Source organism: uncultured Thiodictyon sp., assembly GCF_903828115.1.
GTDB lineage: Bacteria > Pseudomonadota > Gammaproteobacteria > Chromatiales > Chromatiaceae > Thiodictyon.
In genome coordinates this window covers 42,643-55,526 of sequence record NZ_CAIKKU010000632.1, presented here as the reverse complement: position 1 = coordinate 55,526, position 12,884 = coordinate 42,643, and the positions used below count along the sequence as shown (strand labels likewise).

The window sequence follows — 12,884 nt, the reverse complement described above, 5'->3', positions numbered from 1 at the left end:
TGATCAAGGCCGCCCCAGGCTAACGTCAGACGGTGAGGATTTCCAGGGCCCTCGTCAGTTATCAAGGTCAGCGTGAGGGACGAACCCCCTACACCGGCCTTGATCATCAATCCGGCCGCCCTGCTGGAGGGGAGGTCGCTGGTCCGCGCAGCGGACCCTACGGGCGCGGCGCAGTAGGGTCCGCTGCGCGGACCGCAGACCGCGGACCGCAGCCGTTGGCTAAGCTTCGGGGTCGATTTTCCCGGCGCGGCCGGGGCAGGGCAGGTGCAACTGAGACATGTTGCCGTGGAGTTGCGCCTGGAATTTGGCTAACCTCAGCAGACGGGCGTCCCTTGGCGCCGATCCAGGGCCCATCGCCCGCCACCTCGGAGCCTTGGCCGACGGCGCTCCAGGTGGGAAAAGCGTCGAAAAAACAAGCGCCCGGTCGCCGCGTGGGGCAGACTCCGCACCGGACCATCCGAGCGGGGGCGGGGCGCCTGAGCGCGGCGGCCCGCACAGATCCGCGGCCCGACCCGCCAACCTCGCGAGGCAAAGCCTCGCTCGCTTATGGAATCTGTCCTTGTCAATGAGCCTCTCACTGAATGGCCAAGCGCCGCCGCGCGGGCGGTTGCCCGCCTTGTCTCTGGCGGCCCTGGGCGTCGTCTACGGCGACATCGGGACCAGCCCCCTGTATGCCATGCACGCCGTATTCGCCAACGATCGCCATCCCGTCCCGGTGGATTCCGCAAACGTCCTGGGCGTGCTGTCGCTGGTGTTTTGGTCCTTGGTGATCGTGGTCTCGCTGAAATACGTGACGCTGATCCTGCGCGCCGACAACCGCGGTGAGGGCGGCATCATGGCCCTGATTGCGCTGGTACAGCGGCGCCTGGCGAATCAGCCCTTGGGTCAACGCCTGATCGTGCTGGGCCTGCTCGGCGCCGCACTGTTCTGTGGCGAGGGGATCATCACCCCGGCCATCTCGGTCCTGTCGGCGGTCGAGGGACTGGAGATGGTCACCCCGGGTTTGGACGACTGGGTGATACCCTTGACGCTGGTGATCCTGCTCGGACTCTTCGCCGTCCAGCGCCACGGCACGGGGCGCATGGGGGACTGGTTCGGACCCATTATGGCGGTCTGGTTTCTGAGCATCGGCGCCTTGGGTATCGCCGCCATTGCCGGGGAACCCGGCGTGCTCGCGGCCATGTCACCCCTCTATGCCGTCAATTTTTTCGCGGGCCACCCCCTGCTCGCGTTCTTTTCACTCGGGTCCGCGGTGCTGGCGATCACCGGGATCGAGGCGCTGTATGCGGACATGGGTCATTTCGGCCGGGCGCCGGTGCGGCTGGCCTGGACGGTCGTGGTGTTCCCGGCCCTGGTGCTGAACTATTTTGGCCAAGGGGCACTGCTGCTGGCCCATCCGGAGGCGGTCGACAACCCCTTTTTCCGACTGGCGCCGGGCTGGGCGCTGTTGCCTCTCGTGGTGCTGGCCACGGTTGCCACCGTTATTGCCTCGCAGGCGGTGATCTCGGGGACTTTTTCGCTCACCCGCCAGGCGATCCAACTCGGCTATCTGCCGCGCATGTCCGTGCTGCACACCTCCCAGGAGACGCGCGGCCAGATCTATGTCCCCGGGATCAATTGGGCGCTCTTTGTCGCCGTGGTGGTGCTGGTGCTGAGCTTCGGCAGTTCACAGTCATTGGCCGCCGCCTACGGTATCGCCGTGACCGGCACCATGAGCATTACCACCGTCCTGGCCTTTGTCGTGGCGCGGCGGCGGTGGCGCTGGGGTCCGGCCCGGACCTTCCTGGTGCTCGGCATCTTCCTGGTAATCGACTTGGCCTTCTTTGGGGCGAACCTGCCCAAGTTCAGCGATGGGGGCTGGCTCCCGCTGGTGATCGGCGCCCTGGTCTTCATCCCGATGAGTACCTGGCGCCGCGGCCGGGCACTGCTGATCGAGCACCAGGCCCGCGATAACATGTCGCTTGCGCTCTTCGTGCCGCTGATCGAAGCGGAAGGCATCCCGACCGTGTCGGGCACGGCGGTCTTCCTGACGGCCCGCCTGGGCCAGGTGCCGCACTCCCTGCTGCACAGCCTGAAGCACTATCGCTGTCTGCACGAACGGGTCATCATTCTGAACGTGGCCGTGTCGAGCCAGCCCTATGTCGCACCGGAGCGGCGGGTGCGGATCGAGCAGGTCAACGCCCGCTTCTATCAGTCGCGGATGGAGATCGGTTTCATGGATACACCCAAGGTGCCGGATGTCATCGCGGCTTGGCAGCGCGGGGGCATCCCCTGCGATCCGGAGACCACGACCTTCTTCCTCGGCCGCGAGACCTTGGTGCCCTCCCGGGGCATCCCAATGGCCATCTGGCGACAAAAGATGTTTATCGGCATGTTTCGTAACGCCAGTAATCCGGCGGCCTATTTTGGCCTGCCGCCCAACCGGGTGGTCGAACTCGGGGCCTTGGTCAATCTGTGAACCTGGAATGGGCCATCAGCGATGAGCATTCAGCGGGCTGATCACTGACGGCCGACCGCTCTTTTCGGGTTGAGCGGCCAAGGGAGGGGAGGGGAGCGGCAGCGACGCGGGCGTCCGGCGCTGCGGCAGCGCTCAATCCGGGACCTTGCCGCGTTGCCCCTCCCACCACTGCCGATAACCCTCGTCCGGCGCCAGGACCCGGGCCTGACCATTGGTCAGACGCACGCCCTGTGCGTCCGTGACGGCCAGGTCGATGTCGATGATCGCCCCCTTGATGCGAGTGATCTCGAAGGTTACGACCACCTCCTCCCCCGGGAGGACCGGCTTGCGAAAGCGCTCGGGCACAAAGGACAGCCCGAGCGCGCCGTCGCCCGGGAAGCGGGTGCCGAAGAGACCCGAGATGGTGCTTTGGATCAGCCCCCCGGGCACCACGATGTCCGTCACCCCCGGGAAGCGGCGGCGCGCCGCCTCCAGGTCCCGGTGGATCGCGTTGGCATCGCCGGTCAGGGCGCAGTAGGTATCGACCTGCGCCCGGGTGAACCGCAACCGCGCGCTATGGCGTTGACCCACCGTCAGCATGGCGGCGGTGAGGCAGTCGGTCTCGGTCATCGGGCGTCTCCCGGGGCGCCGTCGCGGCGGCCCCCGGGATGGGGCAGGGGGCTCATACCACCACCCGCGGTTGCTCGGCGATCACCACCAGGACCTCGGCCGGGGTCGCCCCGGCCGCCTTGATGGCCAGCCGCCGGATCGCCAGGGCCTCGGCCGCCCCCAGCGCGAGGTTGAGCCAGGTCACGGGATCGTCGTCCGTCGTCAGCCAGTCCAGGACCACCCACTCGGCCGGGGTCTGTCCCGGACCCCAGGCGCCCGTGTAGCTCGGTGCACAGTAGCCGAGCCGCCACCCCCCGGTCTCGCGGGTCAACAACAACCGGCGCCCTTGGTCGGCGTCCTCCGCGGCGGTCAGGTCCTTTGCGATCCGCTCCACCAGTTCAGTCTTCGTCATCTTCATCACCTTCAAATCACGGTTTCACAGGCGGCCCCCGGCCCAAACGGCGCGGGAGTCCGAAGCTGCGACCATTTCAGCACCTTTTTCCCTTACGTCAAGCGGTCTAAGAGCCCAGCGGGTCCGTCCGACGCCGGCCACCGTTCCTTCGACTTAGACACCGACACTTTAACCCGAATTATCCTCTGGGTGGTTGTCAGGGGGCCAAGCCGCCGCGGTGGTCCGCCAAACGGGTCGATATCCTTTGACAAACAAGGCGGCGGCCGTTGGGCCGCAGCAGGATCGGCCGAACCTGGAACTTAGGCGCACTTGCTTTCCAAGCGACCCGCGCTATAGTGACCGCACAAAGCCGAGCATTTCCGTAGGACATCGCCGAAAAGTTCGCCAGCGGCAACGTTCGGGTTCTTGACCGTTTGCATGACATGGCGCTGCCGGGCCATGCCTGTTCATCCTGTGATCGTTATCCAGCGATCGAAGCGACCAACAAGAGACGAGGAGACACCAGTGTGAAACACCTGCTCTACCCCCGGACAGCGGCAATCGCGGCGGGCCTCTTAGGCCTGACGACCGTCCTTCCCGCACCTGCCTCGCTCATTGCGAACGGCGGTTTCGAGGCAGGGTTCACCTCTTGGACCCGGGTCGATCAGCTCGGCAGCGAGGGCACCTTTGAGCTTCAGAGCGGCACCTCAAGCCCGCTGACTCTGGAGACGACGCCGGCGCCCCCGGGCGGCAACCAGGCCGCGATGACCGATGCCGAAGGACCCGGCAGCCATCTGCTTTACCAGGATTTCGTGGTCGGCGCGCTCGGCGCGGTACTGCGTTTCGACCTCTTCATCGGCAATCGCGCGACCCAGTTCGCCACACCGCCCTCTAGCTCCCTGGCCTTCGACCTGACCAGCCAAGTTGGTGCTGAAACCCTCAACCAGCAGGCCCGGGTAGACCTCATGACGGTCGGCGCGGACCCGTTCAGCACCGCTGCCGGCGATGTCGTATTGAATCTGGTGCAGAGCGCCGTCGGCGACCCGCTGGTGTCGGGCTACACACCCTATGTCTTCGACCTGAGTGCCCTCTTCGCCGCTAATGCCGGCCAGACCTTGCGCCTGCGTTTTGCCGAAACCGACAACCTCCAGGGGTTCCAGCTCGGGGTCGACAACGTGAGTCTGGACGAGCTCCCGGCCCCGGGAACCCTGAGCCTGTTCGGCGCGGCCGTCGCCGCGCTCGGGGTCCGCCGGCGCCATCGCGTTGTCCGGGCCCGGGGAGGCCCGGCCAGCCGAGGCCGCGAAACCCCTGGACCAGGACTGTGGCAGCGCTCGTCCCACGCGATTCGGGCAGCCTGGAACTGGCCGCGGCGGATGCCGCGGCGCCTCACCGCTTGCCTCCTGATCGCCGCCGGCCTGTCGCTAGGACCGTTGGGCCCGGTTCAAGCCGATTCGGATCCCCCGACCCTGCTGGACCCGAATCTCGTGGTTACCACCGTCGTCAATACCGGTCTCTCCCAGCCCATCGGGATCGTCTTTCTCGACGCCGACGACTTCCTGGTCCTCGAAAAGGCCACGGGCCAGGTCAAGCGTGTCATCAGCGGCGCGGTCCAGGCCGCGCCGGTGCTCGATCTCCCGGTGAATGCGGCCTCCGAACGGGGGCTATTGAGCCTGGTTCTGAGCCCTGGTTTCCCGAACGATCCGTCTGTCTACATCCGTTGGACCGAGAGCAGCACCGGTGCCGACTCGACAGTGACGACTGAGGTGCCGCCGCTGGGCAATCGGGTCGACCGGTTTGTGTGGAACGGCACCAGCCTGGTGTTCGCGGACAATCTGATCCGACTGCGCGCCCTGCAGACCGACAACATCGCCGTGACCGGACATGCCGGGACCAATAACGTCGCCCCCGCCGCGAATCATAACGGCGGGGTGATGAAGTTCGGCCCGGACGGTAAGCTGTACCTCTTCATGGGCGACCAGGGCCGTCGCGGCTGGATGCAGAATCTCGCCAACGGTCCCTTTATCACCACACCCTTGGTGGACGATACCCTCGGTGGCCCGGCACCTGACCAGGCGCACCTGTCCGGTGTCATCCTGAGGCTCAACACCGACGGCACGGCGCCCTCCGACAATCCCTTCTTTGCCATCGGCACGTCCATCGGCGGAGAGGTCGGGGCCAATCTCCAGAAGGTCTACTCCTACGGCCACCGCAACGGCTTTGGCATGGCCTTCGATCCCGCGAGCGGCGCCCTGTGGGAGACCGAGAATGCCGACGATGCCTACAGCGAGATCAACCGCGTGGTGCCCGGGATGAACGGCGGCTGGATTCAACTGGCGGGACCATCCAGTCGCTATGCCGACTGGAAGCTCATCGAGACGACCCAGTTCAGCAACGCACTGCAGCAGGTCCGGTATCCGCCGACCCGGGCCGCCTACCGGTTCACTCTGGCGCAGGCGCGCATGGTCATGCTGCCGGGTGCCACCTATGTCGATCCGGACTTCAGTTGGCGCTATGAGATCGGTCCTTCCGGCGCGGCCTTCGTAGTCGGCGACGCGCTGGGGGCGAACTATAACGGTACCTTATGGATCGGGTCGGCGCGATCATTTCAGCAGGTCGGGGCCAATGGCGGCAGTCTCTACTGCTTCAAAATGACCGCCGATCGCCTGCGTCTCGACGTAAGCGCTGACCCGCGCCTGGCCGACCGAGTGGCAGACAACCTGTTCCGGACGCAGAAGTTCGAGGGCACGGAGAGCGAGACCCTGAAGATCGGCAGCAACTTCGGCACCACCACGGACATCGAGCAAGACCCGGACGGCAACCTGTACGTCGTCTCGCTCACCGACAACGCCATCTACAGGATCAGTCGCGCGGGCAATTAGTGGTCCGGTAGAATGCGCCACACCCAGGTTGTCTACAGGCCGTCACCGAACCTTGTGACGCAATGCGCACTCGCCTTCTACTACTCATTCTGATTGCCGGCGTGCTCGGTGCATGCAGCAGTCTGCCGGACAAGGGCCCTCGCCCGGCCCGCGAAAACGCAGTGTCGGCGCGGGCCGACACCGCGTTCGCCCCGATCGAGGCGTCGATCCGCGCACAGGTTGGCCCGGATGCCTCCGGCTTCATGCTGCTCGACTCCAACGAGCAGGGGCTGAGTTGGCGCCTGGCGCTCATCGACTCGGCGAGGCATTCACTCGACCTGCAGTACTACGTCTGGTTCGGCGATGCCGGCGGCGTGCTGCTCATGAAGCGCGTGGTGCAGGCGGCCAAACGCGGGGTCAAGGTGCGGATTATCGTCGATGACCTGAGCTCAATGCTCCGGGACATGACGACACCCGAGGTCCGCGACAGCATCGTGGCGGCGATCGATGCCCATCCCAATATCGAAGTGCGGCTCTTCAACGCTTGGCGGCATCGCTCGCTCTTAGGACGCGCGGGGGACTCGCTCACTGACCTCAAGCGCGCGAACCAGCGAATGCACAACAAGGTGATGATCGCCGACAACCAGGCGGTGATCCTGGGTGGCCGCAATATCGGCGACGAGTACCTGGGGCTCAACCCGGCATTCAACTTCCACGACCTCGACTTACTCGGCATCGGGCCGGGGGCCAGACAGGCATCCACCGTGTTCGACCGCTTCTGGAACAGCGAGTGGGCGTTACCGGCCGCGTCGCTCGGGCTGGCGGCGACGCCGCGGGACCTTGACCGGCTCGCGGGGCCGGTGCGCGAGCAACTCGCCGCGGCGCCGTCGCTGGCGCGGTTCCCGGCGGACGCCCAGGACTGGACCGACGCGCTGGCCCAGTTGCCCGGCAAGCTCCAACGCGGAACCAGCCGCGTCTACACCGATACCCCGGACCACGACGCGATTACCCATCACATGGCCGCCGCGTTCCGCGACCTGTTCACGCATACCAAGGCCATGGTCATCGACCGCCAGCGGGTCTTCATCGGGTCGATGAACCTCGATCCCCGCTCCGGCGCGATCAACAGCGAGATGGGGGTGGTGGTCGAGAGTCCGGGGCTCGCCCGCGCCTTGGCCGCGACCATGGAGCGCGATATGCAGCCCGCGAACAGTTGAAGTCGATGGTGATCGTCCAATGGTCGGCGTTGACATAGCCGAGCAGGTTCCCCCGCGGGGCGATCGTGTCGTACCAGAGCACCTGCCCATCGTTACGCGGGTCGATCAGCGCAAGCTGCCGGTACTTGGGGGATAACACCGGGGAGACGTTCCCTGGACGCGGCACCGCGACGAGCGAGAATAGCGGCACGCCGATCGCGTCGCCGTTGCGCTGCCACCATTCCAGGCGGCGCTCCCGTCGTAGGTCCGTGACCTCCTCGCCGTTACCGGGTGCGCAGCCGGGCATGGGGAAACGCGCCCCGAGGCGCCGATAGAGGTCGTCCAAGCCCTCCGCGAGCGGCGTGCCGTTCACGACCCCCGCCACTGCGACGAGGGCGGCGACCTGGCGGGCGGATTGCGGGTAGCGGACGACCATCTCCAGCACATCGGCGAACCCTTTGGAGTATGCAAACACGATGATCGGCCTTGCGTCCGCAGCGAGCGCCGCGAATGACCGCGACAGTTGCGCGGCGTTGGCGGTGACCGTTCCCCGACCGGCCACCTGAAAAAACCGCACGTCGTACCCATCCTTGCCGAGGTCTTCGACGACCCCGCCGAATGGACGGACGACGCGGTCCACGCACTCGTTGAAAAAGCCCGGCACGAAGACGATACGATAGCGCGACCTGAGGGCCTTGGTGGCCGCCGGGGCGGCGTCGGCCTCGCCTGGAAAGCGCAGCAGCACCTGGTCGCAGGGAGGCGCGTCGGCGGCGAGCCGGGGGCACAAGGCGGCGCGGAACTGGCCGCGCAGATCGCGCACACCCGCTTGGTCCAGCGTCACCATCACGGTCGGCGGCATCTGCTCCGTGTAGGGGGCAAGCGGCTTCGAGACGCAAGCCGTCAGGCAGAGCAAGGCGGCGGCGGTCGAACCGGCGCGCCGCACCGACCGCTTGAGTCCCCCGCGCCTGGCCTCAAGCCGGTTCTCGTGCTGACGATCGCTCATCCCATCTCCATCTTCAGCCTCTTGGCGTGGCGGGCACGGTCGAATGAAGAAACAGGCAACGACAGTGCGGTCGACACCTATGTCGAGGTCGCCCAACGGCCCCCGGAACAGCCCTTGTTCGGCCGCCGCATCCCCGAATGGGCACTGAACCACGACCCCGACGAACCCTTCCTGCATCTGGGCGATGTCCTGGACCTGTCCTGCCGGATCGAGGCCAAGCGCGTCGCCGATATGTTCCGCGGTACCCGGAACGCGGGCGCCATCCTGCCGGGCAACCACGACGGCCTGATGTTCGGGATCTACGGCTACAACGTCTTCGCGGTCAAGCTCGATCCGGCCGTGCGGCATTGGCACCAGACCTGTCGGCGGGGCGCAGCACCTGAGGATACCAGCCACAAGACCCCCAACGAAGCCCTGACCAAGCGCGACTTCATCACCGGCTACATCGCCGCTCAGGCGAGCGGTCGCCGCCCCAAGCCGGGACTCCATGCACCGCCGCCGACCGGCGAGCACCAAGTCAGTTGGCGCAGTCCCGATCCGCCCGCCTATCTGTCCGCCATCGAGGCCAAGGTCCTGGACGGCAACCGCTATGCGGATTCGTACCTGGCGCAGCGGCTGCGGCTGCCGCCCGCGCCGGGGGCGACGCGCGGCGTCATCATCATCGGCCTGGACACCAACCAGGCCGGGGGCTTGGTCGGCACCTGGGACGTCATCCGGGGCCGCAGCCCCGGGAGCATGGGTCGGGTCCGCCCCGACCAGATCGAGGCCATCGACCCCTGGGTCGAGGAGGCCATCCGCCAGGGCGACCTCGTGATCTTCGCCGGCCATCACAACTGGGCCTCACTGGACCTGTCGGCGCGCATTCTGCTGCGCGCCGAGATGGCCAAGCTCCACCAACCGCTGGTCTATCTGTCCGCCCATACCCATAGCGGATTCTGGGCGGTGCACCGGTCACTGGCCCGCCAGCCGTTGCTGGAACTCAACGTCAGTTCGCTCTCCGACTGGCCGATCGCCTACCGCCGCATCAGCTTTGCCTATGACGCGGGTGCCCAGCGCCTGCTGGTGCGGGCTGACCTGATGCCGCATGGCGACCAGCCAGTCAAGAGCTATGCCGACCTGATGGCCGCCTGGGAGGCCGAGACCTGTGCGCGCACCGGGCTGCCGGCCGATCTGGTCAAGGAGTTCGACGTAGCCGTGGTCAAGAAACAGCGCGAGTCGCGCGGCAGCCTGATGGAGTGGCTGCTGGCGGCGATCCCCTGCGAGACCTGCGAGCAGACCCTGTACGAGCACGCCCAGGCCTACCAGGACGCCCTGTTGCAAACCCTGCTGCAAGGGTCGTCGGTGGTCAAGCGAAGCGGCGTCCAGATGCCCGTGTTGGAAACGCCCGCGTCTTGCGGCGGGGCGAAACTGGAGTCCTGCGCCAAGGTCCTCCTGGCCGAGAAGCCGCACGATTACAAGGGTCACGTCGATCTCTTTCGCCGCAAGGCCGCCCTGGTGGCCGCGGCCAACGACTACCTGGATCGGCTCGACCACCCCAAGGCCAAGGCCTACATGACCTGCCGTGCCGTCCAGGCGGTCAAGATCGACTTCGACGCGACCCCGGAGGCGCGTACCGAAAACCGCAGCGAGGCCAAGCGGCGGGCCGAGGCATTCTTCCGGATCGAGGCGAGTGTGGGGATGGACTGAGGGGCAACCGGCGTGGCACTATCTTGTCCGGCACCAACCAACTCGGCTTGTGATGCGTGAGGCCCCTGTAACTATCTGGCCAGACAGGGCATTCACCCTCACAGGCCGGACGGTGCATGCGCCCCGTCCGGAACATTTTGGATGCCGCGGTGGCTCCTGCCCTTGGTGTCTACCAGGACCCAAACGTTCGGGACGGGCTTTCAAACCCCGTCCCGGTTGAGGTACGCAGGGCACCGTGCAATAGGGAACAATCGGCATCGCCGCCCCGGGCGGAAAACCAGCGCGCGCCAAGTTCTTCGCTAGAGTATCGGAATGAGTGCAACCAAGATATCATTCGACAGCCTCCGGAACGCGCTCGGGAACCCGAGGCTGCCCCCACCATCGCTCATCGCGAATGCCGACCAGGTGAAGCAGATGTCTCCCGAGGATGGGCTTCAACAGTGGGTAGACGGAAGCGCGGTACGTCGTCTCACCGCGCCATCCGCTCCGCTTCTGGACACAAGTCACGTGCAAGCAGCGCATCTCTGGGTCGTTCGCATGGATGACGTAGTTCATGCTCACGAACGGGGGGGATTTGGCATGTCACTCGAGAGCGGTGTCATCAAACATACGAATTTGACCGGCGGAGCCCCTGCCTTCTCTGGGGGCGAACTTCTCTTTCTCGACCCACAGACCGTTGTTGTTAACGGCTGCTCGGGTAGGTATGGCCCCCGTTCGGCGCAAGAGCTCGACTTGGTTGTGCAAGCGTTTGCCAATTCTGGATACGGAGTGTGGTCAATGGGCTTCGATGACGAAGTGAATCGCCCTTCACCGTTTGTCGGTGTCCTGCCTGTTTGGGTTTCCTGAAGATGTTGCACACCCTACCCGACCTCGACTTAGTCTTCGGCTCGGACTCGATCGGCGCCACGCCGGAAGAGCGATCGGCATCTTCCAAAGTCCGCTTCGTACGGAGTCAGATCCAGTTAGCCCCATACTCAGAAGGGGCCACCGGTCGTCAGCTGACCGCACACGAAGCACTCGAAGCCTTCGGTTGGGAAACAGTGCGGCAAGCAGCTTGCGAGGGTTCAGTTCCTCTCATCAGGTCTGCAACCGAACCGGCCCTGACGCTTCGACAGCGGAGGCAGGAACTGGGCCTTTCCGTTGAGAGCGTCGCCCATAGGGTGGGGTCGCCGCCTGCCGCTGTCACAACCGCCGAAACGCCAGGGAGAAAGACTCCAATCCGCGTGCTTGAGGCAATTGGTCAAACGTTGGCACTGGACGAACGGAAGCTTGGCTTCAGTCCAAACGCTGGCGGTGACTCTGTCTTGGGTGTCCGTCTTCGTGAGATGGCGAGTAGTGGTGATATTGCAGGCTTTACCCCAGGCACTGTTCTGCAACTCACTGAGGCCGCCTGGGTAATCGCCCGCCAAGCCGCCATGCAACTCTCTATTGGCCAAGATGCGGAGCCGCGTGTTCGCCTTCCGCGGCACGAGCCGAGCTTTGCGTATCCCACCCACGATATTGGCTACCGCCTTGCCAAGAAGACTCGCCAAATCTTAGGAATCTATGACGACGCTCCAATCGCAAGCGTTCGTATGCTCATCGAGGATGAGTTTGCACTTCCCCTAGTACAGCAGAAGATGAATCAGCGCTTTGCCGGCGCGACGATTGCGAATGGACATGCCCGCGGAATCGTGGTGAACGAGACAGGAATGAACGCGAACGTTTGGGTACGGCGCATGACGCTGTGCCACGAACTTGGTCATCTCCTTTGGGACCCTGATGACCGTCTGCAACGAGTGATGGTGGATCAGTACGCCGATATCGAGCAAAGCGATCGCGACCTCCGACGGGATTTACCCGAAATTCGCGCCAATGCTTTTGCCGTCGCCTTTCTCGCTCCTCCGGACGCCGTGAGAGATATCGCTAAAGTCGGCCGCGATCCAATTGCTATCGTCGAAGACGTGATGACTGCCTTTGGCATCAGTGCTACGGCGGCTAAGCACCATGTGCGCAACATAACAGGCTTGGACACGCTAAGCTCTAGGCATCCGCATCTCCCCAATCCAGATGACTCCTGGGTTGCGATGGAGAATCTCACGTTGGATTACTTCCCCGTTCATTCGACTAACCTTTCGCGGAGGGGTAAGTTCGCTTGGTGTGTCGCCAAGCTGTTTGAAATGGGAAAGATCACACTCGATACCGCCGCATCGCAACTTGGGTCTCCGGCGGGTGAAGTGACTGCAGAAAGCCTCGCGCGGGTTCTTGAACTGCGCGGCGGCTAGAACAGAATGGGGTGAGGTCTCGGGGGGATCGGGTCAGCGGGAATATGGAGCGGGAATAAGGGGGCAGTACCGAAAGGTCCGACCGATGTGTGCGGTCGCATAGCGCCAAACAATGCGTCCAAGAGGGACACAAGCGACCTGCTAAGCTTTTCTGAACCCAGACGACCCCGGAGACCAGCGATACTCGAACGTATTACCATGGACCCTGCAGTCTGCCACGGGAAGCCCTGCGTCCGCGGGCTTCGTTACCCGGTTGAGACGGTCTTGGAATGGCTCGCCGGGGGGATGACCACCGACGACGTCCTGGCCGACTACGAGGATCTGACCCGCGAGGACATCCTGGCCGCCCTGGCCTTTGCAGCCCGGATGCCCCACACCAAGCAACTGATCCGACTGGCAGCATGAGATTCATCGTCGATGCGCAGTCTCAGGGTGAATCA

At 64.9% G+C, this 12,884-nt stretch carries 10 protein-coding genes; 7 read left to right on the top strand and 3 right to left on the bottom strand.

What is annotated here, in order from left to right; translation table 11 throughout:
• Window positions 1–565: 565 nt before the first annotated feature.
• On the top strand, window positions 566–2,458 hold the full coding sequence (locus QZY48_RS24040) for a potassium transporter Kup (protein ID WP_295435833.1): 1,893 nt from the start codon (window positions 566–568) through the stop codon (window positions 2,456–2,458).
• Between the two features lie 132 nt (window positions 2,459–2,590).
• Here the strand turns inward: QZY48_RS24040 and QZY48_RS24035 are convergent, their stop codons facing one another.
• Together QZY48_RS24035 and QZY48_RS24030 are read right to left on the bottom strand one after the other, a co-directional pair.
• A complete protein-coding gene (locus QZY48_RS24035; protein WP_295435831.1) occupies window positions 2,591–3,067 on the bottom strand; it encodes a MaoC/PaaZ C-terminal domain-containing protein in 477 nt (158 codons plus the stop codon).
• A gap of 52 nt (window positions 3,068–3,119) precedes the next feature.
• Entirely contained in the window at window positions 3,120–3,458 is a 339-nt protein-coding gene (locus QZY48_RS24030) for a hypothetical protein (RefSeq protein WP_295435829.1), read from the bottom strand.
• 506 nt (window positions 3,459–3,964) lie between these two features.
• On the opposite strand from QZY48_RS24030, the gene QZY48_RS24025 reads away from it, so the two are divergent.
• Both QZY48_RS24025 and QZY48_RS24020 read left to right on the top strand, forming a co-directional pair.
• The gene (locus tag QZY48_RS24025) at window positions 3,965–6,316 is read left to right on the top strand and encodes a PQQ-dependent sugar dehydrogenase (protein WP_295435827.1); all 2,352 of its coding nucleotides are present in this window, start codon (window positions 3,965–3,967) and stop codon (window positions 6,314–6,316) included.
• Window positions 6,317–6,378: 62 nt separating this feature from the next.
• On the top strand, window positions 6,379–7,512 hold the full coding sequence (locus QZY48_RS24020) for a phospholipase D family protein (protein WP_295435825.1): 1,134 nt from the start codon (window positions 6,379–6,381) through the stop codon (window positions 7,510–7,512).
• On the opposite strand, the gene QZY48_RS24015 is transcribed toward QZY48_RS24020, so the two are convergent.
• Complete coding sequence (locus QZY48_RS24015) at window positions 7,418–8,494, bottom strand: hypothetical protein (protein WP_295435823.1); 1,077 nt, start codon at window positions 8,492–8,494, stop codon at window positions 7,418–7,420. The two genes, QZY48_RS24020 and QZY48_RS24015, sit on opposite strands and share 95 nt — an antisense overlap.
• Between QZY48_RS24015 and QZY48_RS24010 the strand changes: the two genes are divergently transcribed.
• The 4 genes from QZY48_RS24010 (at window position 8,477) to QZY48_RS23995 (ending at window position 12,849) form a co-directional block, all read left to right on the top strand.
• Window positions 8,477–10,180, top strand: coding sequence for a hypothetical protein (locus QZY48_RS24010; RefSeq protein ID WP_295435821.1), 1,704 nt, complete (start codon window positions 8,477–8,479; stop codon window positions 10,178–10,180). The two genes, QZY48_RS24015 and QZY48_RS24010, sit on opposite strands and share 18 nt — an antisense overlap.
• A gap of 579 nt (window positions 10,181–10,759) precedes the next feature.
• Complete coding sequence (locus QZY48_RS24005; protein WP_295435819.1) at window positions 10,760–11,026, top strand: hypothetical protein; 267 nt, start codon at window positions 10,760–10,762, stop codon at window positions 11,024–11,026.
• 377 nt (window positions 11,027–11,403) lie between these two features.
• Window positions 11,404–12,444 (top strand): ImmA/IrrE family metallo-endopeptidase, encoded by a 1,041-nt coding sequence (locus QZY48_RS24000; RefSeq protein WP_366929765.1) that lies wholly within the window; start codon window positions 11,404–11,406, stop codon window positions 12,442–12,444.
• Between the two features lie 198 nt (window positions 12,445–12,642).
• A complete protein-coding gene (locus QZY48_RS23995) occupies window positions 12,643–12,849 on the top strand; it encodes a DUF433 domain-containing protein (protein ID WP_295435817.1) in 207 nt (68 codons plus the stop codon).
• Window positions 12,850–12,884 lie beyond the last annotated feature (35 nt).